This is a genomic window from Hymenobacter convexus (assembly GCF_030580955.1).
Classification (GTDB): Bacteria; Bacteroidota; Bacteroidia; order Cytophagales; family Hymenobacteraceae; genus Hymenobacter.
Window position 1 is genome coordinate 119,288 of sequence record NZ_JAUQON010000016.1, and the last position, 19,199, is coordinate 138,486.

The following is a 19,199-nucleotide window of genomic DNA, read 5'->3' on the forward strand; positions in this document are numbered from 1 at the left end:
AATAGGTGCGCCAAGTTACAAACCCAGCGAGTGGGCCGCGTTATAGGCAATGATGTCGTCGAGCCGGGAGTAGCGGCTAATCATGGCGTCGGTTTTCTGCTTCGTCTGGTTTTTGATGAATTCGTTGGACTGCCCGTTGAGCTTGGCCGTGGTGATGAAGGAAGCCCGTAGCGAGTGGGCCGAATACTTTTCGCCCAGGTGCTCCTTCACGAGCAGGTTCACGCGCCGGTCCGACAGCCGCCGACGTGAGGGCGTGCCCGCTTCGCCGGTTTTGCCCCGCGCGAGCGAGACGAATACCGGACCCTCGGTGCGCTCACCCAACAATTCCACCCAGGCCTTATAAGCCCGGATGGGGCAGAACAGCGGATTGGAAGCGTAGAAAACGGCTTTTTGCTCCAACTCCCCGGCCTGGTTGGTTTTGCTTTTGGGCAAACTTAGAATGAGGGCGGCATCGGTCAGCTCGATGTGTTCCAGGTTCAGGCCCACCAACTCGGAGCGGCGAAAGGCACCGGTGAAGCCTATTAAAAGGAGTGCGCGCGCGCGTACACCTTCGGGCCGGGTCAGGTCCAGCTCGCTGATGCATTTTTTGAGGTGGGCGACCGAGAAAGCCGGGGCCTGCTTCTGCTTTTTGCCCACAGCGCGGGCCACGCCCTTGCGCAGTACGTCCAGCGCCGGCGCGCTGATGGCCGAGGGCAGCCCGAGCAGCTGGTGATTCTTCTCGATGGCGGCCAGGTGCCGGTTGATGGTGGCCAGCTTACGCGGGATGTCGGCCAGGTGCGCCACGTAGCTGGCGAGCGTGGCCACGGCGGCCGGCCAGGGCGTGAACTCGTGCGCGGCGCAGAAGGCTTCGTAGCTGCGCAGGTCGGCCGAGTACGCCAGGCGGGTGTTGTCCGCGCCTTCGAGGCCCAGGGTCAGGTAACGCCCGACGTTGGGCGCGACTTGACCGGCCAGGTCGTTGGCCAGCGCCAGCGCCGGCAGCTCGCCGGTCACGGCCGGCAGGTTCTTCTTTCCCTTTGGTACCATCTGTTTTTGCAATTGCAAAATATTAGGCTGCAAGTGCGCTCCAAATGTACGCAAAACTTAGGTCCGATAATGAACGATTATGGTTCCTAAACTCTAAAACGGAGAGAAGAAGGACGTGATTGGAGCCGCCTGAAAAACCAGGCGGTGCGCGCCCCGAAATCTTCTCATTATTTTTACCATCCGCATTCCCATTCCGCTGCTCACTTTTATTGTATGACCAAAAACTACCCTCTGCTTTTTCTACTCCTTATTATAAGCATCCCTGCGCTGGCCCAGCGGCCCAAGCCGGCGGCCGTGAGTTTGCCCCCGGCCGACACGGTGTATTTCGACCGCGACTGGGAACGGACCGAAACGCTGGAAGAAGTTGCCTACGCCCGCATCGCTCACCACGACGCGGCGGGCAAAACGATAGGCACCGTGCGCGACTACTTTTACCCTTCCTGGAAAAAGCAATGGGAAGGCAAGATGGCCAGCGAGAGACCCGACAAGCCCACCGGCTTGTGCTGCGGCTGGCACGAGAACGGCCAGGTCAGTTTTCGGGGTACGTATCTGAACGGCGTGCAGCAGGCGGACTTTCGCAGCTGGCGTGAGGATGGGCGGGAAATCAAGTGCCGCTCGGTGATGCAGGACGCGCTGCCGCTGAGCAATGCCACCATTCATTGCAGCAACTGCATGCACACCAGCCGCAAGGTGTTCACGGTGGATATTCCCGACGGCACGGTGGGCATCGTCTACAAACTTGATGTGCGCGACGAGGGGCAGCCGCCGGTGTCGTGGTCCACGGCGCTGGCCGTGGCCGCCGTGGTGGGCAGCGGCGGGACGGCCGCCCCGGCCCTGCTGGGTACCGCGGCCTCGGCCCTGACCAGGCAGGGCAATAATGCTCCGCCCACGGTCAGCACCAAGTGCCACTGGTACATCACCGCCGACCCGGCCGCTGCCGACCAGTTTCTGGCCACCAAAGGCACCATTGCGAACGCCCAGGCCTGCCTGCGCGCCGCGTTGAATACACCCCAGGAAACCCGGCCCATTACCTTGCCACCCGGCACCCGCCAGTTGTTCGTGTGCGTCAACAACGACAACTACACCACCGATGCCACGGCCACGCTGAGCGTGACGGCGCTGGTACAGGCGTGCAAATAGGCTAATCCATTGCCTCCCGGCCCAATAGCTTACGCACCCAGCTGCGCACGGCATAAATACGGGAGTTGAGGTAGCACTCGTGGCAGTGGCGGAAGCTCCACAGGCAATCCACCGTATCCGTGAATAAGTGGAACAGAATGCCCACGGCGACAATTTGCGTGGCGGGCAGCAGCAGCAGCAAGGCGTACACCGGCACGGCGTAAAAAGAGTGCAGCGGATGATACCCGATGCTGCAGCGCCGCGGTTCGAAGATGGGTTTGGCCAGCAGGTGGTCCAGGTCAATGAGCATCGTGGCCAGCATAATCAGGTAAGCCGTTTGCCACATCAAGGGAAAAAACACCAGCGCCAGCACGGCCGGGAAAGCAAAGTGCAGGCTGTAGTGCACCAGCGTTTGGGCGCTGAATAGTTTGAATGAGGGTGGCTTACGCGGCTGGCGCGGTGCCACCAGCTGGGGTGAGCTGCGCGCGGTATCCCCGGTCGCTGCTTTGGGATACCTCCTGCCTGGCTTACCAACTGGCTCCTGTTTCTTGCTGGTCGCGTGGTCCGGCGGGCGCACGACCCGGGGCCAAGCCTCCGCATTTATCCGCCGCTGCGGGGTGGTGGCAGAGTTGTGGGCGGTGCCAGCCGCAACCGTGTCGAAGCGCTGGGCTGGCAGCGGGGCAAGGTACCCGGCGGGAGCTGAAAACTGCGGGCCAATAACCGCCGACCGGCAACCAGCTAGGACCAGGGTCAGAGCAGCGGCCACGTATGGAATGAGGCGAAAAACCAGCAATGGGGGCATAGTTGGGCTTATGGTAAGGCTACGGGCCGAACGCCGAGGTCTGGCCTTGGCTGGCGGAGCCTGAGTACCTAGGGTGCCGACAGCCCTACTGCAGCCGGTGCAGCATGCGCTTCATCTGGCCAATCTCGCGCTTCTGGGCGCTGATGATACTGTCGGCCAGCGCCCGCACTTCGGGGTCTTTGATGGTAGCCCGCTCACTGACCAGAATGGCGATGGAGTGGTGCGGAATCATCGACTCCATAAAGCGCGTGTCGTTAACCAGCGCCTGGCTGCGCAGCATAGCCAGCGCCCCCCCAAACACGGCCACGCAGCCCAGGGCTATCAAACGGTTTTTGCCCTTGTCGGGGTACATATGGGCCATGAAGCCCAGCATGAGCAGGCCCATGGCCGACACCATGAGCGTGGTCATGTAGAAGCGGTTGATGCTGGGATAGATATGGTCCCACTCGTAGGTGTTCAGGTAGGTGATGAGGTGCATCACGACGAACGATGCGGCGAGCATCAGGAAGAATTTGGAGTAGCTGCCCTTGTTCATAACGCGGAGGGAAGTGAGGGAAAAATGGGTTAATAATGAAACGTGAGGCCCGCGCCCCAGCCGTACTGGTTGTCGTAGTTGGTGCTGAGCGAGGCGTACTTGCTGACCATGTAGCGGAAGCCGAGGGTGAATTCCCGGTCGGTATTGCCCCGGATGTCCATGAAGACATTGTTGCTCAGGGGTATATCGCGGCGCTCCAGCTGGGCCCGCAGCTGGCCGGTGAGGTCGGTGCGCAGTTCGGCGCGCACGAGCAGGGGCAGCAGGTAGTACACGCCGACTTCGGCCTGCCGGCGAAAGTTGCGGTTGTTCTCCGCCGTCCGGCGGTTGCCGCCCTCGGTATCCGACGGCGAGCGCAGGGTTTTGTTGTCGCGCAGGTCGTAGCCCACGAAGGCGGCCAGAAACTGCCGCTTATCAAGGTAGCGCAGCAGATGGGTTTCGGTTTCGTAGTTGCCCTGGTAGTTTAGCCGGCCCTCGAATTCGAGCGCGTTCTTGTTGTTGGAAATGTTGGCTTCCAGAAAGCTGCCCTGCGAATGCACCGCCAGGTCGGCCCAGGGGTAGAGCTTGTTGTCTTCGCGCTTGAGGTGGCGGTAGCCCGTGCGGGCGTACTCGTTCCGGGGGCTGCCCTCGTAGCTGATGACGCGGGCCATGCCCGACATCATGTGGTAGAGGGTGTGGCAGTGGAAAAACCAGTCCTGGTCCTCGTTGGCATCGAACTCGATGGTGACCTTGCCCATCGACTGAATATCAAACGTGTGCTTCATGGGCGAATACGCCCCCTGCGCGTTCACGAGGCGGAAGAAGTGCCCGTGCAGGTGCAGCGGGTGGCGCATCATGGTCATGTTCTGAAAGACCATGCGCACGTTTTCGCCCTTGCGGATGGGAATGTTGTCGGACTCGGACAGGGTTTTGTTGTCGAACGACCAGACGTAGCGTAGCATGTTGCCGGTCAGGCTGAGATGGATTTCGCGCCACTGCCTGGTCGAGTCTAGGGTGGTGGGGTGCAGGGCGCGCAGCTGGTTGTAGTTGAAGTCGCCGCTCATGCCGCCCATCGCCATTCCGCCCATATCCATGCCGCCCATGCTGCCCGAGTCCTGCAGGCTGCCCATGCCCATGCCGCCCTTTTCCTGCTGGTTCAGCGGGCGGTTACGGGGCGGGGCCGTGGAGGTGGCCGGCGCGGTGCCCTGCTGCATGTCCATGCCCGCCATGGGGGCTCCGGCCTTCGCAGTGGGAGCCTTAGCGGCCTGGCCGCCGCTCATGTCCATGCCTTTCATGTCGCCACCGGCCGGGGCCGCCGCCCCTTTGGGGCCCATCTGGCCGGCCCCGCCCATCTTCATGCCGCTCATGTTGCCCATGCTGTTCATCTCCCGCGTCATCTGGAAGTAGTTGAGCTTGGGCAGGTCGGGGGTGCGCATCGGCTCGCCCTGCCCGAAATAGCCTGAGGTGTAGCCCGACACGTCGGAGGAGGTGGCCCGCAGCTCGGCCGCGCCCATCTGGGGCACGGTGATGAGCAGGTCGTAGGTTTCGGCAGTGGCAATTTCCAGCTTGCTGGTCGGGAAGGGCTCCACGTTGATGCCATCGGCCGCGATGACCTGCATCGGCCCGCCGGCGTACTGTAGCTTGAAGTAAGAAGAGGAACTGCCGTTGATGATGCGTAGGCGCACCACCTCGCCGGGCCGGGCATCCTTGAAGTAGCTCAGCTCCTGCCCGTTCATCAGGAACTTATTGTAGAACACGTCGGCCACGTCCATGGCCGGCATGCGCTGCCACTCCTGCTTGAGCTTGTCTTTGAAGTAGCCGGCGGCCAGGGCCTCGCCGTAGCTCTGGGTCGCGCCTTTCTGCACGGCAAACCACTCGCCGGCCCGCTTAAGGTAGCGCAGCACTTCCTTGGGCCGGTGGTCGGTCCAGTCGGAGAGCACCAGCACGTACTCTTTCAGCTGATACTGAATTTCCTTGGGCTGCACCACGATGGAGCCGTAGAGGCCCGACTGCTCCTGCACCATGGTGTGGGAGTGGTACCAGTAGGTGCCGCTTTGCCGCAGCGGAAACGTGTAGGTGTGTACCGTGCCGGGCTTAATGGGGGCCGTCGTCAGATAAGGCACCCCGTCATATTGGTTGGGCACCAGCAGGCCGTGCCAGTGCACAGAGGTTTCCATATCCATCTGGTTGTGGACCCGGATAACGGCGGTGTCGCCCTCGTTAAAGCGCAGCGTGGGGGCCGGAATCTGGCCGTTAATGCCAATAGCGTGGCGCATTTTGCCGGTGAAGTTGACCATCCGGTCTTCCACGTACAGGTCGTATTCGACCCGCTTGCCCACGTAGCTGGCGCGGGGCGTGACGATGGTGCCCCGTGCCTGCTCCGCCGGCGGGGCCGACTGGGTGAGGTAGGGTTCCTGCGGCTTGGGCATTGCCATGCCGGGCATCGACTGTGCCCCGGCCCCAAGAGCAGTAGTTAGGAAGGCGAGTAAAACCAGAAATCTCATGAGGGCTATTGCTTGGGCGTCGGTTGGTTCCGGGCCGGGTTGTTGTCCTTGAAGCGGAACTTGTCCAGGGGGTTGGGCATCGTCATGCCGGGCATCGAACCCGTCGCGGGCATGGCCTGGCCCTTTTCCATGCCGGGCATATCGGCCATGTTGCCCGTGGTCGGCGCGGGCTGCGCCGCGGGCATTTTCATACCCGGCATATCCGCCATTCCTTCCATCCCGGCTTGCGCCTTGCCGGGCTTTTTCGCCCCCGCCGGTTGGCTGTTCATACCTGGCATACTGGCCATCCCGGGCATCTCCTCCCGCTGATTCGGACTGGCCGAATGATTCATTTTCATGCCTGGAGGCATCTTTGACGCGGATTTGGGGGCGGACATCTGCATGCCGGGCATGTCGGCCATTTTCTCCGATTCGGCCACCGGGCGCGCCGGCTTAGGGCTGCTCATATCCATGCCCGCCATATCGGCCGAGTTGGGCTTTCCAGCCGGAGGCTGGTGGCCAAGCGCGGGGTTTTCAGGGTGGTTATCCGCTTCCAATTTGGCGGATTGACCGTCGGTTTCCATCTCCATGCCGGGCATTGCGCCTTCCTCGTCGTCGTGGCCGTGGTGCTTCGACACCAGGTGGCCCTGCGGCCCCACCCCTTCCACGTACACCAGCTGCGCGCCCCGGTGGCCAGCCACCGACAGCACACCGGCCGCCGCCAACGCAAACCCGAGCACCAGGATTTCGTAGGCGCGGCGCTGAATCTTAAAGAATTGCCCGATGCCGCGCAGCAGCAGCGTGATGCCCGAGAGCCACAGCGTGTAGCCTGCAAACTTCTCGTGGGCCGCAAACACGGCCGCCGCCCGTGGAGCCAGGCCCGTAGGCATGGCGTGAAACGTGGTGCTGGCGGCCAGCGCCCCCGCAAAACCGCCGGCCAGTATGAGCAGTGTGCCCCAGCGAACCTGCTCCCAATCTTTGAAAACCAGAACCGCTTGCAGGGCTGCCCCCAACAGGATGAGCACGATGGGGACGTGCACGACCAGGGGGTGTAAGTTGGGGAAATCTGAAAACATAGTCAGGCAGTTAGGTAGGGTAAATAAGGGCAGTTCGGGCTGGCGAGTGCTGCCCGGCAACCCCAGCCCCAACAAAAACGCCCGACATAAGCCGGGCGTTTTGAAGAGAGCAAAGGCTGTTTACGCAGCAGCTATCTTAAAGCCGGCCTGCTCGACGGCCTGCACGACTTCCTCCGGCGTGAGCTTGTCCGAGGTCACGGTCAGAATCTTGTCGGGGTTGGCCGTATCGACCTGCCAGTTGCCGGCTCCGGCCTGCTCGTTGAGGGTGGGCGTGACGGCCTTGATGCAGCCACCGCAGTTGATGTTGGTTTTGAATTGAAGCGTTTTCATGACGAGTTGAGTTAAGAACCCACACCGGGTTCGTGCAAATACAACACGCAAAGCTGCGGCCAAGGTGGCACCACCGGGGTACAGAATTGCGCAGGGGGCTTGCATGATTTCCCGTCCCCCGCCATCAGCAGCGAGCTTAGGCGGCTACGCTGAGGCCGGCGCGGCAGGCTTCTTCGCAGCGGCGGCAGGCCTCGGCGCACTCCTTGCAGTGTTGCATGTGGGCACCGTGCTTTTCGCACTCGTCGCCACAGGCCTTGCAGACTTCGGCGCACTCGCGCAACAGGTGCGCGGCATGTTCCGAGCCGCGGGCTACCAGCCGGGCGGTCAGGGCGCACACGTCGGCGCAGTCACGGTCAAGGCTGATACAGCGGGCCATCATCTTCACATCGTCTTCCTGCAGGCAGGCGGTGGCGCAGTGCTCACAGGCGGCGATGCAGGCGTTGAGGGCGTCGAGGAGGGATTGGTTTTGGGCGTGCATGGGTAAAGCGTTAAAGTGGATGGGAGTAAGCCGAAGCTACTCCTGCTTATACCCGCCGTGCTTAGCCTGGTTTTACATCAATTGGCTCCTGGCTTGCATCATTTGGCGCTGCCGGGAAAAATTGCTCAAGCGCCTTCCGAAACATGCGCTGCTGCGCAATTAATAGCTGGTAGCGCAACACGTCCCGTTGCAGCAGCGGTTCATCCACATGGAACCGCGGGTCTTTGGCGGGCTTGGTTTCATAGTTATGAACCTTGAGCAGGGCATCGAGCAGAATAAACAGCCGGACGCAGTTGGGCTGCGTCGCGAAAGCTTCGTTGCTGAGCAAATGGGCGGCCAGGTGCCGACTGAAATTTGCGTAGGCCGAGCCAGTTTCCGAATTCAGGTACAAGTGCTTATTCAGAATAGCCTGACTGGCTTTCACGTACACGTCGTGAAAGAGCACATTGCCGGGGTTTGGCTGACGCAGGTAGGAGTTGCCCACAAACTTGCGGATAGCCTCAAATTCTGGCTTGGGTTCGGGGCCGGTGCCGTCAAACCCATTCCAGCGTAGAATCAGCCCCTCGACCACGGGAACCAGCGTGAGAAAAGCGCTGACATAATTCTCCTGATAGTACGCGCTGATGGCCGCATCCACCAAGGAGGTAAATGACTGAAAAGCTGGGGAATATTCAAACCCTTGCTTTAGAATGGCGCACATCTTAGGGGAGGTGATGATGCTGTCCAGGTAGGCCAGGATAGCGGACTCGGAAGCCGGTAGCCCGGCGGCAAGCTGGCCGATTTTTTTAAACTCGGCCACTGTTATGGTAGGCGGGGCCAATAGGGCATAGCCGGCCAGCTGCTCATTCAACGCCAGCAGGTCCGTTATTTCGGCGTTAGAGGTAGCAGAAACGTGGGGCCGACGGGCATCTTTATCGCGCTCCTGCCGGGCCTCCACTTTGGCTTTTTCATACACCAGCGCGCTTACTTTGCTCCACATGGTGCTCTCGTCAATAGCCAGCGTGGCTTTAACATCCGCCGCCGGCGTATTTTCCTGGAGCAGCGCAAAGGCCTGGATTGCCAGATGAGCGGCGGTTATTTTAGCCATAGTGCTTCTCGGGAGTGTATCGCTGGCAAGGTAGCGCGCTCAATCTTTGGCTAAGTGAAACCCTCTCAGCAAACGCAGGATACCGTACGCTGGGCTTCACCGCACCATTGCCTCCAGGAAAATCCATTGTTGAAGTAAACAGTTGCCATTAAGGTTCTCTAAGCTTTGTACGGTCGCCAGCATTACGCTGCCAGCTTCTGGGGCGGTGGCTGCCCTGACCTATTCCCGCTGAAAACTCAGTCAGTACTTGGTGAAAGCCTGGAACTCGGGAGGCTCCCAGCGTCGGCCCAAGTGTATAAGCTTGGCATAGGCAAAAAGGGTAGGTAGCCCAGTGCAGTACTTGGCTTACCTCCCCTTTTTGGTGGCGTTATTACCTAATTATATAGCCGCAGGGCTGTATCCCCACTGGACTCACTCGGTTATGTTCGTACCGGTCCTGGCCTTCTTATAGCAGCGGGGGGATAAAATTACGCTAAGCCTCTTCGGCTGCTTGGGCTAGTGGCTCAAGGAGGCCTGTAGATACTTACGGTAGCGTTCGACGCTGGAGTGGCTGATACCGGTCAGCTCCACGGTTTCAGTCACGGACGGGCCCTTGTCCAGCGCCTTCTTGACTTTGCTCAGGTTCTCGGCATCGAGCCGCTTGGGCCGGCCGATGTGCTCTCCCGTTTAACCTTTGTACCAGGCTTTTAACCAAGGCTGTAAGCGTGCTATTACCGCAAATATAGCGGCTTGTGGAAACAGGGACGGGAGCGGTCGGCGGCTAAAAGTCCTTTTCGCCGTACTCGGTTTTGGCCGTCTTGGCTTTCTTGCCCGTGTCGTTCACGCGCAGGCCGCAGGTGAGTTGCAGGATGCGGTCGTACTTGCGGTACTCGGTGGCGCTGTAGAAGGTCGGGCCTTCGGTGGTGATGGTCTGCGTGTTGGAGTTGAACACGTTAGTGAGTTGCAGCCCCAGCGTGGCCTGGTTGTGCCAGACCGTGGCGCGCAGGCCGGCATTGGAAAGCAGCAGGCCCGTGTCGAAGCCCTGCGAGGTGGCCGTGCGCGAAACGTAGGACACGTCGTACTGCAAATGCACCCGCTTGCCCAGGTCCAGGGTGGTGTTGGCGTTGAGGGTATAATTGAGGCTCTGCTGCTGCACGGGCTGGCCCAGGTAGGTGCCCCCGATGTGGAAGCGGTACACGTTGGCCGCCCCGTAGAAGCGCCACCAAGTCCGCGCCTTCCACTCGCCGGAGAACTCGCCGCCGAGCGAGGTGGCCGTGCCGGCGTTGGTATAGGTGCGCAGCAGGATGGTGCGGCTGTAGGGGGCGTTAACCCGAAAAATACGGTCCTGGGTGCGGTTGGCGTAGGCCGTGGCCGTGAGCGTGAGGGTTTCGCCCGTGTGCGTATAGGAGGCATCGAGCACGTCCGTCAGCTCGGGCCGCAGGGTGGGGTCGCCCAGCTCGATGGCTTCGGCGTGCCGGTGGTTGCGAAACGGGGAGAGGGCTTTGGTGCTGGGCCGGTCGATGCGCCGGCTGTAGCCCCCGCGCAGCGTGTGAGCCGGCGCTATCTTCCACAGCCCTTGCAACGTGGGGAAAAGGTTGAGCGCCTGGTAGTCGTAGGGCGTCGCTTCGGCCTGGTGGGTCAGCGTGCGGCGGGTAGATTCCAGGCGCAGGCCGGCCGTGTAGGACACCTGCTTGACTTCGCCCGCCCACTGCACGTAGCCGCCGTGTATCTGCTGGGTCAGGGCCAGCGCGTCGGCAAAAGCGGGGTCGGTGACCCACGCGCCCGTTTGCTGGTTTTGCCGCTCAAAGGTGAAGGTGCCGTCGTGCTGCACCCGCCGGTACTGGTAGCCGGCTTCGAGGCGCTGCTGATGGGGCAAAGGCTGCACCCAGTCGGCCTGCCCGCGCCAGGCCGTAAGGGGACTGCGCTCGTCGGAGCGCTCTTGCAGGGTAACCAGCCCGGTATCTTCCGTCTGGTCGGCGTTGCGCAGCGGCCCGCCCAGCACCGAGTACTCGTAGATGCCGAGCAGCGTCAGCTTGCCGCCCCCCGCCAGCGTGCGGGTGTAGTCGGCGTTCAGGGTTTGAAACGAGCCGGTGCGGCTGAACAGGTTCTGGTTGTAGAAGCGCCGGGCGGGCGGCCCGAAGGCGTCCGCGTCCAGGTAAAGCGGGCCGGTGGGCCGGTAATAGTCGGCGTAGTGGAGCAGGGCCAGCCGGTCGTTCTGCTTGTAGCCCAGGTAGTAGCCGACCGTAAAGGCCGAGCGGGCGTCCGGGGTGAAACTCGCCCCCAGGCGGGCGGCGTACTGCTCGTCGTGCAGGTTGCGGGCCCCCCCGGAGGGCAGGTAGGTCAGCGTGTCGCGGTACAGGGTGCGGACCACGCCACCCCGGAAGCCATTCACATCGTAGCGCCGGTAGTCGCCCGCCACGTAGGCGCTCCAGCGCGAGGCCGTGTAAGTCAGGGTGGCATCTCCCCCGAAGCGGGGCAGGCTGGCCCCAGCGAAGAGGCCGTTGCTGGTCAGGCTCCAGCCGGCGGCTATTTCCTGCTTGGTAATGATATTGATAATGCCGCCTTTGCCGTCGCCGTCGTAGCGGGCGGAGGGCGAGGTCAGGATTTCCACCCGTTCCACCTGGTTGGCGGCCAGCTGGGCCAGCACGTCGGCCGGGGTGCGGGTGGTGGGCTTGCCGTTGAGGAGCACCTGAAAGTTCTCCGAGCCGCGCAGCGTCACCGCCCCGTCCGAGTTAACGGCCACGGCGGGCAGGCGCTGTACCAGGTCCAGGCCGGTGCCCCCGGTTGTATTCTGAAACTGCTTGGCCGTGAATACCTGCTTGCCCAGCTGCACGGCCTGGTTTTCGCGCTCCCCCTGCACCACGACTTCGCGCAGGGCGACCTCATCGCGGCGCAGGTAGATGACGGGGACCGAAGCCTGCACCTGCCCGGCCGGTACCCGCAGCACCTGCCGGGCGGACCGATAGCCGACTAACTGCACCCGTAGTACCAGGTCACGGGCCACCAGATTGGACACCGTGAACGCGCCCGCCTCGTCGGTGGTGGTGCCGGTGAGCAGCACCGAATCCCGCCGCCACACCGCGACGGTGGCATACGGCACGGGGTGATGGCCCGTGCTGTCGAGCACGAGCCCGCGGAGCGTAAGACCCTGCGCCGCCAGTCGCGGTACAGATAGCCCTAGCAGGCTTAGCAATAAGCCGAGTAGCCGTAGATGTGCGTAGTGCTGGTGCATAAGGGCCTGAAATCAGGTCAAAATTAGCTTGGCCCCCGCGATAAAGAGTACCGCTGCCAAGAGTAGGGTGATAACGTTGTAAGCAAACCAGCGGCTCCCAAAGTAGGAGCCGGCCGCCCCGCCACTAATGGCCGCCAGGGCCAGCCAGGGGGCATAAGACGGGAGCAGCCGCGCCCCGGCAACGTGGGCTCCACCCAGACTGCCCAGCAGCCCGGCCAGGGAATTGACCAGGATGAACACCGCCGCCACGGCAGCAGTTTGCCTGGCCGGAGCCCAGCGCTGGTGCATAAATAAGGGTGTCAGGAAGATGCCGCCGTCCGTCCCCCTCAAGCCTGAGAGCAGGCCCAGGCCGCCGCCCACGGCCAGGGCCACCAGGCGCGACGGCGGCCCCAGCGCCGTGTTGGGGGCCGGCCGCAGCAGAATCCGGCCCACCACCACCCGAAACAGGTCGGCCGGCAGGTTCAGGAAGCCGCCGAGGAAGGCCAAGGGGATGACCAGCACGCCGCGCTGCGTGAGCCAGCGCAGTACCACTTGCGCCACCGTTTTCTGGTGCTTGCTGGCAATGCCTTGGTATCATTCCTGCCCTCGGCAAACGGCCCCCAGGCCTCCATCTGTACGCCGTTGTCGACCATGAACTGTTGCGCCTCCACCTGCTGGTGGTAGGAGTGGGTTTGCACCTGATTCACGGCCGGCTTCACGTCGTGGTGCACGAGGAAGTCGCTGTTTCTCAACTACTGCGTGCGGTTCTACGACCGGCAGTTCATCACCCGCGGCCAGGTGAATACCGTCAGTCCTTCAACTAACAATCTCTTAACAATCTCTGCCCCTAAAGCCAGTGGGTAGCGGCGGGCTATTGTTTGACAACACTCATTTCCAGCTGCTGCCGGTAGGCCGAAGGTGAGCACTGCGCAAACCGCCGGAACTGGCCGGAGAAGTGCGCCAGGCTGCCGTAGCCCAGCTGCCGGGCAATGCGCCCGATGTCGAGCCGGGAAGTCTGCAGCAATTCCTGCGCGTAGGCCAGCCGCTGGCCGGTGATGTAGCTGATGAGGCTTTCGTGGCCGGGCAGCTGGGCGAAGGCCGCGTGCAGGCGGCGGCTATCCAGGCCCAATTCTAAGGCCAGAGCGGGAATAAATTCACGGTGCCGCAGCGTGACGGGACGTCGCAGCAGCCCGGCCACGGCCTGCTTCACCCGGTCAACCAGCGCCTGCGCGGGGCTTTCGAGCAGCGCAAAGCCGGCAGCGGCCAGCGCATGGCGAATACGCTCCCAGTCCAGCTGCCCGGCCGTACTCGCTACCGTTGCCGCACCCAGCCGCACGTCGAGCACCCGCAGCCCCAGGCTTTCCAGCTCCCGCCGCACCACCCGAATACCGCGCGAGCAGACCATGTGCTTGATGTAAAGCACACAGCCGGCATCGTTAGGCAGGGAGAGTGAAGGGAGAGACATGGCGAGAAGCTTAGACGGCCGGCTGCACCGGATTCAGGTCGGCGGGCGGGGTCAGGGGCTGGGCATCCAGCTCCTGCGGGTGAGCATCGAGGCTGACCTCGTGGTGCCCGCACTGGTACTGGGCCAGGGCCTTTTCGCCGAAAAGCCAGAAGACGACCGGCGTGACGATGATGTCGAGGAAGGTGGAGCTGAGCAGGCCGCCGAGGATGACGGTGGCCACCGGGTAGAGGATTTCCTTGCCCGGCGCGTCCTTGGCCAGCGTGAGTGGCACCAGGGCCAGCGCGGCCACCAGGGCCGTCATCAGCACGGGCACCAGGCGTTCGAGCGAGCCCCGGATTATCATCTCCTTGCTGAACTTCTCGCCCTCGTGCTGCACCAGGTGGATGTAGTGCGAAATCATCATGATGCCGTTGCGCGAGGCAATGCCGGTGAGCGTGATGAAGCCCACCAGCGAGGCAATGCTGAAGGTGCCGCCGGTGAGCAGCACGGCCACCACCGAGCCGATGAGGGCCAGCGGGATGTTGAGCATAATCTGGCCCACCATCAGCCCCGACTTGAAGTGCGAGAACAGCACCAGGAAGATGCCGGCCAGCGAGAACAAGCTCAGCCAGAGAATCTTCTGCGAGGCCGACTGCTGGCTCTCGAACTGCCCGCCGTAGGTCAAGTAGTAGCCCGCCGGCAGCTTCACCTGCTGGTTGATGCGGGTCTGCACCTCTTTGACGGTGGAGCCTAGGTCGCGGCCGGCCACGTTCATCGAGACGGTGATGCGGCGCTGGGTGTTTTCGTGGTTGACGGTGTTCGGGCCGGGCTCGTAGCTCACGTCAGCGACCTGGCTTACCGGAATCAGCGCCCCGGACGGGGTTTCAATGCGGGTCTGGGCAATGGTGGCGATGTCGTTACGCTGGGCTTCGGGTAGCTTCACGATGAGGTCAAACCGTTTCTGGCCGTCGAGCATCTGCGACACCACGTCGCCCTGAAACAGGGTTTCCAGCGTGGCCACCACCTGGCCCCGCTCCAGGCCGTAGGCGCGCAGGGCGGCGTCGCGGGGGCGCACCAGCAGCTGCGGAATCTGCACCTGCTTTTCCACCTGCAGGTCCACCACGCCGGGTACCGCACCGGCCGCCGTGCGGATTTCGTTGGCGTAGCGGCGCAGCTCCAGCAGGTCGTTGCCGAATACCTTGATGGCCACCTGCGCCCGCACTCCGCTCAGCAGGTGGTCGAGGCGGTGGCTGATGGGCTGGCCGATGTTGACATTGACGCCGGTAATGAGGCCCAGGCGCTGGCGCAGGTCGGCCAGGATTTCCTCCCGACTGCGCATCTTTTTCCCCTCTTGTTTCAGCTCTTCGGGCGTTTTGAAGGCCACCTCGATTTCCGAGTTGTTGACCGACTCGGCGTGTTCGTCCAGCTCGGCGCGGCCGGTGCGGCGGGCAGTGTAGGCCACTTCGGGTAGCTGCAAAATCTGCTCCTCCCCCAGCGTGCCCAGCTTGTTAGACTCGGTGAGCGAGGTGCCGGCCGGGGCCGAGAAATTGACCGTGAGCGAGCCCTCGTTAAAGGGCGGCAGAAACTCGGTGCCGAAGAAGGGCACCAGGGAGGCCGCCAGCGCAAACAGCAGCCCGGTAACCGTGAGCACCATTTTCGGGTGGGCCAGGCCCCAGCCCAGCAGGCTGGTATCCTTGCGCTTAAGCCAGCGCACCAGCCCGCCTTCCTGCTCGGCCGCCCGAATCTGCTTCATTTTGGGCAGCAGGTAGTAGCAGAGCACCGGCGTGATGGTGAGTGACACGAACAGCGAGGCCACGATGCTGGTGATGTAGGCGATGCCCAGCGGGGCAAAAATGCGCCCCTCCATGCCTTCGAGCGCGAAAAGCGGCAGGAACACCAGCACCACGATGATGGTGGCGTACACGATGGAGTTGCGCACCTCCGAGGAGGCCGCGTAAATCACCTGCAAGGCCGGTTTGGGCTGCGGCAGGTGCTGGTTTTCGCGCAGGCGCCGGAACACGTTTTCCACGTCCACGATGGCGTCATCGACCAGTTCGCCGATGGCGATGGCCAGCCCGCCCAGCGTCATGGTGTTGATGCTGATGCCCGCCACGCGGAATACCAGCGCCGTGACCAGCAGCGAGAGCGGAATGGCCACCAGTGAGATAAAGGTGGTGCGCACGTTCAGCAGGAAGGCGAACAGCACGATGACCACCAGAATGGCCCCGTCGCGCAGGGCCTCCTCCACGTTGGTAATCGACGACTCGATAAAATCGGCCTGCTTGAACAGGCGGGTGTTCACCTGCACGTCCTTCGGCAGCGAGGGCTTCAGCTCGACCAGCGCCTTTTCCACGGCCTGGGTCAGGCCCACGGTGGCGGTACCCGGCTGCTTTTCGATGCTCAGAATGACGGCGGGCTTGCCGTTCACGCTACCGTCGCCGCGCTTGAAGCGGGCCCCGAAGGCCACGTTGGCCACCTGCTTCACGCTGATGGGCGAGCCTTGCCGGTAGCCGACGATGATGTTCTCGATGTCGGCCACCGAGCGCAGCCGGCCCAGGTTGCGAATGAGTACCTCCGAGCCGTTGCGGTCGAAGAAGTTGCCGGTGGTGTTGAGGTTGGAGCGGCGCAGGGCTTCCTCCACCTGCGTCACGGTCAGGCCCGTGGCGTTCAGGCGGGGCATGTCCAGCAGCACCTGGTACTGCAGGTTGTCGCCGCCGATGGGGATGACCTGGGCCACGCCGGGAATGCTGAGCAGGCGCTGGCGCACGGTGTAGTTGGCCAGCGTGCGTAGGTCGGCCGCGTTGGTCTGCTGGCCCCCCGAGAGGCCCACGAGCATAATCTGGCCCATCACCGAGGAAATGGGGCCCAGCACCGGCGTGATGCCGGTGGGCAGCTGCCCGCTCACGGTCTGCAGCTTCTCGGCCACAATCTGGCGGGCGGTGAAGATGTCGGTGCCGTAGTCGAACTCCACGAACACCATGCCCAGGCCGATGGCCGAGTTGGAGCGCACGGCCGCTACCCCGGTGGCCCCGTTCAGGGCCGTTTCCACGGGCAGCGTCACCAGCGCTTCTACTTCCTCGGGGGCCATGCCAGCCGCTTCCAGGAACACGGTCACGCGGGGGCGGTCCAGGTCGGGCAGCACGTCCACGGGCAGCTGGCGCGCCGTGTAGGTGCCCGCAATGAGCAGGCCCGCGGCAAAGGCCAGCATGAGCAGGCGGTTTTGCAGGGCAAAACGGATGATTTTATCGAGCATCCCTTATTGGTTCAGGTAGATGGATTTGAGCTGGTAGGTGCCCACGCTCACCACCCGGTCGTTTTCGTTCACGTCGCCGGCCAGCAGCACCGTCTGCTCGCCGTTAGCCGCACCGGGCTGCACGTAGCGGATTTTGAAGGTTTCGGGGTCGGTGTGCACGAAGACCACGGGCTTGCCGTTCAGGTCGGTCAGGGCCGAAGTGGGCACCACCAGCTGCTTTTTGCCGCCGCCGCTGCGGCCCAGCACCTGCACGTTCACGGCCTGGCCGGCGCGGAACAGATTAGTGCCGGTGGGGTCGAGCTCGAGCACCAGCTGGCGGGCCTGGTTCACCGGGTTCACCACGTTGCTGAACACCACCAGCCGGGCCGGGGCGCTGCCGGACTGCCCCTGCAGGCCTTCCACCTGAAACTGGGCTCCTTCTGGAATCTTGTCCAAGTCCTGGGCAAACACCTGGGCTTCCACCCGCAGCTTGCCGGGGTTGAGCACCCGAAACAGCTCGTCGCCCTGCGTCACCTGCTGGCCCACGGCGAGGGTAAACACGTCCACCGTGCCGCTGATGGGCGAGGTAATCGTGACGCGGCGGTTGCTGGCCTGCCCGTTGAGAATGCCCGCGTTCTGGCGGGCCTGGCGCAGGCGCAGCTCGGCGGCAACCACGTCCTTGCGGGCCGCGATGTCGGCGATGGTTTGCAGGCGGGCGTAGTCCTGCTGGGCGGCCCGCAGCTCGGCCTGGGCGTTGGCCCGCTCGGTGCTGAGGCCGATTTGCTGGGTCGCGTCCAGGGTCTGGTCAATGACGGCCAGCACCTGCCCGGCGCGCACCGGCTGGCCCACCGTGGCCGCGAGGCTCACGATGCGCCCGGTCTGGGGCACCACCACCCGGCCTTCGCCCCCGGCGGCCGAGGCCACGGTGCCGTAGAGGGTCAGCCGGTTATAGGTATCGGAGTAGCCGGCCAGGGCCGTGCGCACCCCGAACAGGAACTGGCTTTCCTTGGGCAACGCCACGGCATCGGTCATGGCCACACCGCTGGAAGCGTGGGCCGCGTCGCCGTGGTCTTCGCCACCGTGCGCCCACAGCGCGGCGGGCGGGGGCAGCAGCACGGAAAAGGCCAGCCCGAGGGCGGCCGTGGCGGCGAGAAACTTATGCGTGGTTTTCATAAACAGCGGGCGTTGAAGTGGGGACGGCAGCTACCGGGCGACGGCGGCGCATAACCAGGGCGGTGGCGGCAATGCCCAGCGCGAAGGCCCCGAAGAGCAGCAGCACGGTTTTCCAAGAGCCGATGAGGGGCGCGGCGGCAGTGGCCGGGGCCGCCGCCACGGGCAGCAGCTTGCCGACTTCGATGCCGGAGAGCAGCATCAAATCGGCCTTGTCGCCGGCCACGATGTTCACGGCCAGGCTGTATTTCTTATTGGCCGGGAACGTGCCCTCGACCAGGTAGGCCCCCGGCGACTTTTCAGATACCGAGAATTTCAGGTCGGCCGCTTCCGGGCAGGTCACCGTCAGCTTGGCCCCCTTGATGGGCGCGTTGGTGGCGTAGTCCGATACAAACAGCCGCATGTCGGCGTCTTCGCCTTTTTTCAGGGGCTCGAAGCGCAGCAGCAGCTCGAAGCTTTCGGACAGGGCGGCTACCGAGAAAGTGGTGGCCACTGCCCCGGCCGAGGGCTTGGCCGCGTCGCCGTGGTCTTCGCCGCCATGGGCGCGGGCCCCGGTGGCCAGCAGCAGGGCCAGCAAAAGCAGGAGGAGATTCTTCATTATTGTCCCCGCAGGTAGTTAAGTGCAACGATGGCCTGACGGTAGTCGCGGATGGTGGTCAGGTAGGTATTCTGAATGGTAAAGGCCTGGTTCAGGCTTTGAATCAGCACGAGGTAGCTGATTTCGCCGGCCTTGAACAGGCGCTGCGACTGGCTGATGATGGCCCGCGACTGGGGCAGGCCGGTCTGCTCGTAGTAGGTCAGCGAGGCGGCGAACTTGCGCGTGTCGGCCACCGCCTGCTGGTACTGGGTGCCCAGGTCGAGGCGCTGCACCTGCAGCTGGGCCTGCGCGGCCTTGCTGCGCGCCGTGGCTGCTTGCAGCTGGGAGCGGTAGGTCCAGAACCAGATGGGCACCGACACGCCGAACTGGAAGCGGTAGCGGTAGGGCGAGTCGCCGTAGGCCTGGTTCTGATAGCCCAGCGTCAGGGCCGGGGTGCGCCGCGCCCGCACCAGGCTGATGCCCGACTGGCTCAGCGCCACGTTCTGGCCGTAGTAGGCCAGCGTGGGGCTCAGGGCCACGGCGGCGCTGTCCTGCGTGGGCAGCGTGCCCAGCAGCTCCGCGCCGGCGCGGGCCAGCTCGGGGCCGGTCTGGCGCAGGTCAGTATCGGCCGTGAGGTTGGCTTCCGGCTGCCCGAGCAGCAGGCCCAGCCGCCGCTG

The 19,199-nt window shown here is 63.5% G+C and carries 16 protein-coding genes; 1 reads left to right on the forward strand and 15 read right to left on the reverse strand.

What is annotated here, in order from left to right; all coding sequences use genetic code 11:
• Positions 1-15: 15 nt before the first annotated feature.
• Entirely contained in the window at positions 16-1,023 is a 1,008-nt protein-coding gene (locus tag Q4S41_RS23720; RefSeq protein WP_305033604.1) for a site-specific integrase, read from the reverse strand.
• Between the two features lie 213 nt (positions 1,024-1,236).
• On the opposite strand from Q4S41_RS23720, the gene Q4S41_RS23725 reads away from it, so the two are divergent.
• Positions 1,237-2,163, forward strand: coding sequence for a toxin-antitoxin system YwqK family antitoxin (locus Q4S41_RS23725; protein ID WP_305033605.1), 927 nt, complete (start codon positions 1,237-1,239; stop codon positions 2,161-2,163).
• 1 nt (position 2,164) lies between these two features.
• Here the strand turns inward: Q4S41_RS23725 and Q4S41_RS23730 are convergent, their stop codons facing one another.
• The 14 genes from Q4S41_RS23730 to Q4S41_RS23795 all read right to left on the reverse strand — a co-directional run.
• Positions 2,165-2,608, reverse strand: coding sequence for a DUF6122 family protein (locus Q4S41_RS23730; protein ID WP_305033606.1), 444 nt, complete (start codon positions 2,606-2,608; stop codon positions 2,165-2,167).
• Between the two features lie 421 nt (positions 2,609-3,029).
• Entirely contained in the window at positions 3,030-3,479 is a 450-nt protein-coding gene (locus Q4S41_RS23735; RefSeq protein WP_305033607.1) for a DUF305 domain-containing protein, read from the reverse strand.
• Positions 3,480-3,508: 29 nt separating this feature from the next.
• Positions 3,509-5,890, reverse strand: a complete 2,382-nt coding sequence (locus tag Q4S41_RS23740) for a multicopper oxidase domain-containing protein (protein ID WP_305033608.1) — start codon at positions 5,888-5,890, stop codon at positions 3,509-3,511.
• Positions 5,891-5,964: 74 nt separating this feature from the next.
• Positions 5,965-7,014, reverse strand: a complete 1,050-nt coding sequence (locus tag Q4S41_RS23745; RefSeq protein WP_369811350.1) for a DUF2231 domain-containing protein — start codon at positions 7,012-7,014, stop codon at positions 5,965-5,967.
• A 120-nt stretch (positions 7,015-7,134) separates the two neighbouring features.
• Positions 7,135-7,344, reverse strand: coding sequence for a heavy-metal-associated domain-containing protein (locus Q4S41_RS23750; RefSeq protein ID WP_196294796.1), 210 nt, complete (start codon positions 7,342-7,344; stop codon positions 7,135-7,137).
• 136 nt (positions 7,345-7,480) lie between these two features.
• Positions 7,481-7,822, reverse strand: a complete 342-nt coding sequence (locus Q4S41_RS23755) for a four-helix bundle copper-binding protein (protein ID WP_305033611.1) — start codon at positions 7,820-7,822, stop codon at positions 7,481-7,483.
• A 61-nt stretch (positions 7,823-7,883) separates the two neighbouring features.
• Positions 7,884-8,909 carry a hypothetical protein gene (locus tag Q4S41_RS23760; RefSeq protein WP_305033612.1) on the reverse strand — a complete coding sequence of 342 codons (1,026 nt, stop codon included), beginning with the start codon at positions 8,907-8,909 and terminating at the stop codon, positions 7,884-7,886.
• 760 nt (positions 8,910-9,669) lie between these two features.
• Positions 9,670-12,120 carry a TonB-dependent receptor domain-containing protein gene (locus tag Q4S41_RS23765; protein WP_305033613.1) on the reverse strand — a complete coding sequence of 817 codons (2,451 nt, stop codon included), beginning with the start codon at positions 12,118-12,120 and terminating at the stop codon, positions 9,670-9,672.
• 12 nt (positions 12,121-12,132) lie between these two features.
• Positions 12,133-12,660, reverse strand: coding sequence for a TSUP family transporter (locus tag Q4S41_RS23770; protein ID WP_305033614.1), 528 nt, complete (start codon positions 12,658-12,660; stop codon positions 12,133-12,135).
• 310 nt (positions 12,661-12,970) lie between these two features.
• Positions 12,971-13,564, reverse strand: a complete 594-nt coding sequence (locus Q4S41_RS23775) for a helix-turn-helix transcriptional regulator (RefSeq protein ID WP_305033616.1) — start codon at positions 13,562-13,564, stop codon at positions 12,971-12,973.
• Positions 13,565-13,574: 10 nt separating this feature from the next.
• The gene (locus Q4S41_RS23780; protein WP_305033617.1) at positions 13,575-16,796 is read right to left on the reverse strand and encodes an efflux RND transporter permease subunit; all 3,222 of its coding nucleotides are present in this window, start codon (positions 16,794-16,796) and stop codon (positions 13,575-13,577) included.
• A gap of 3 nt (positions 16,797-16,799) precedes the next feature.
• Entirely contained in the window at positions 16,800-17,948 is a 1,149-nt protein-coding gene (locus tag Q4S41_RS23785) for an efflux RND transporter periplasmic adaptor subunit (RefSeq protein WP_305033618.1), read from the reverse strand.
• Positions 17,932-18,543, reverse strand: a complete 612-nt coding sequence (locus Q4S41_RS23790) for a hypothetical protein (protein WP_305033619.1) — start codon at positions 18,541-18,543, stop codon at positions 17,932-17,934. Before Q4S41_RS23790 ends, Q4S41_RS23785 begins: the two co-directional genes overlap by 17 nt.
• On the reverse strand, positions 18,543-19,199 hold a 657-nt coding region (locus Q4S41_RS23795), incomplete at its 5' end, for a TolC family protein (RefSeq protein WP_305033620.1). The genes Q4S41_RS23790 and Q4S41_RS23795, both read right to left, overlap by 1 nt.

Excerpts from the sequence above, each read along its gene's own strand:
- Q4S41_RS23720 (WP_305033604.1), bottom strand. The coding sequence starts at position 1,023 with ATGGTACCAAAGGGAAAGAAGAACCTGCCGGCCGTGACCGGCGAGCTG.
- Q4S41_RS23725 (WP_305033605.1), top strand. The coding sequence starts at position 1,237 with ATGACCAAAAACTACCCTCTGCTTTTTCTACTCCTTATTATAAGCATC.
- Q4S41_RS23735 (WP_305033607.1), bottom strand. The coding sequence starts at position 3,479 with ATGAACAAGGGCAGCTACTCCAAATTCTTCCTGATGCTCGCCGCATCG.
- Q4S41_RS23740 (WP_305033608.1), bottom strand. The coding sequence starts at position 5,890 with ATGGCAATGCCCAAGCCGCAGGAACCCTACCTCACCCAGTCGGCCCCG.
- Q4S41_RS23745 (WP_369811350.1), bottom strand. The coding sequence starts at position 7,014 with ATGTTTTCAGATTTCCCCAACTTACACCCCCTGGTCGTGCACGTCCCC.
- Q4S41_RS23750 (WP_196294796.1), bottom strand. The coding sequence starts at position 7,344 with ATGAAAACGCTTCAATTCAAAACCAACATCAACTGCGGTGGCTGCATC.
- Q4S41_RS23755 (WP_305033611.1), bottom strand. The coding sequence starts at position 7,822 with ATGCACGCCCAAAACCAATCCCTCCTCGACGCCCTCAACGCCTGCATC.
- Q4S41_RS23760 (WP_305033612.1), bottom strand. The coding sequence starts at position 8,909 with ATGGCTAAAATAACCGCCGCTCATCTGGCAATCCAGGCCTTTGCGCTG.
- Q4S41_RS23765 (WP_305033613.1), bottom strand. The coding sequence starts at position 12,120 with ATGCACCAGCACTACGCACATCTACGGCTACTCGGCTTATTGCTAAGC.
- Q4S41_RS23775 (WP_305033616.1), bottom strand. The coding sequence starts at position 13,564 with ATGTCTCTCCCTTCACTCTCCCTGCCTAACGATGCCGGCTGTGTGCTT.
- Q4S41_RS23780 (WP_305033617.1), bottom strand. The coding sequence starts at position 16,796 with ATGCTCGATAAAATCATCCGTTTTGCCCTGCAAAACCGCCTGCTCATG.
- Q4S41_RS23785 (WP_305033618.1), bottom strand. The coding sequence starts at position 17,948 with ATGAAAACCACGCATAAGTTTCTCGCCGCCACGGCCGCCCTCGGGCTG.
- Q4S41_RS23790 (WP_305033619.1), bottom strand. The coding sequence starts at position 18,543 with ATGAAGAATCTCCTCCTGCTTTTGCTGGCCCTGCTGCTGGCCACCGGG.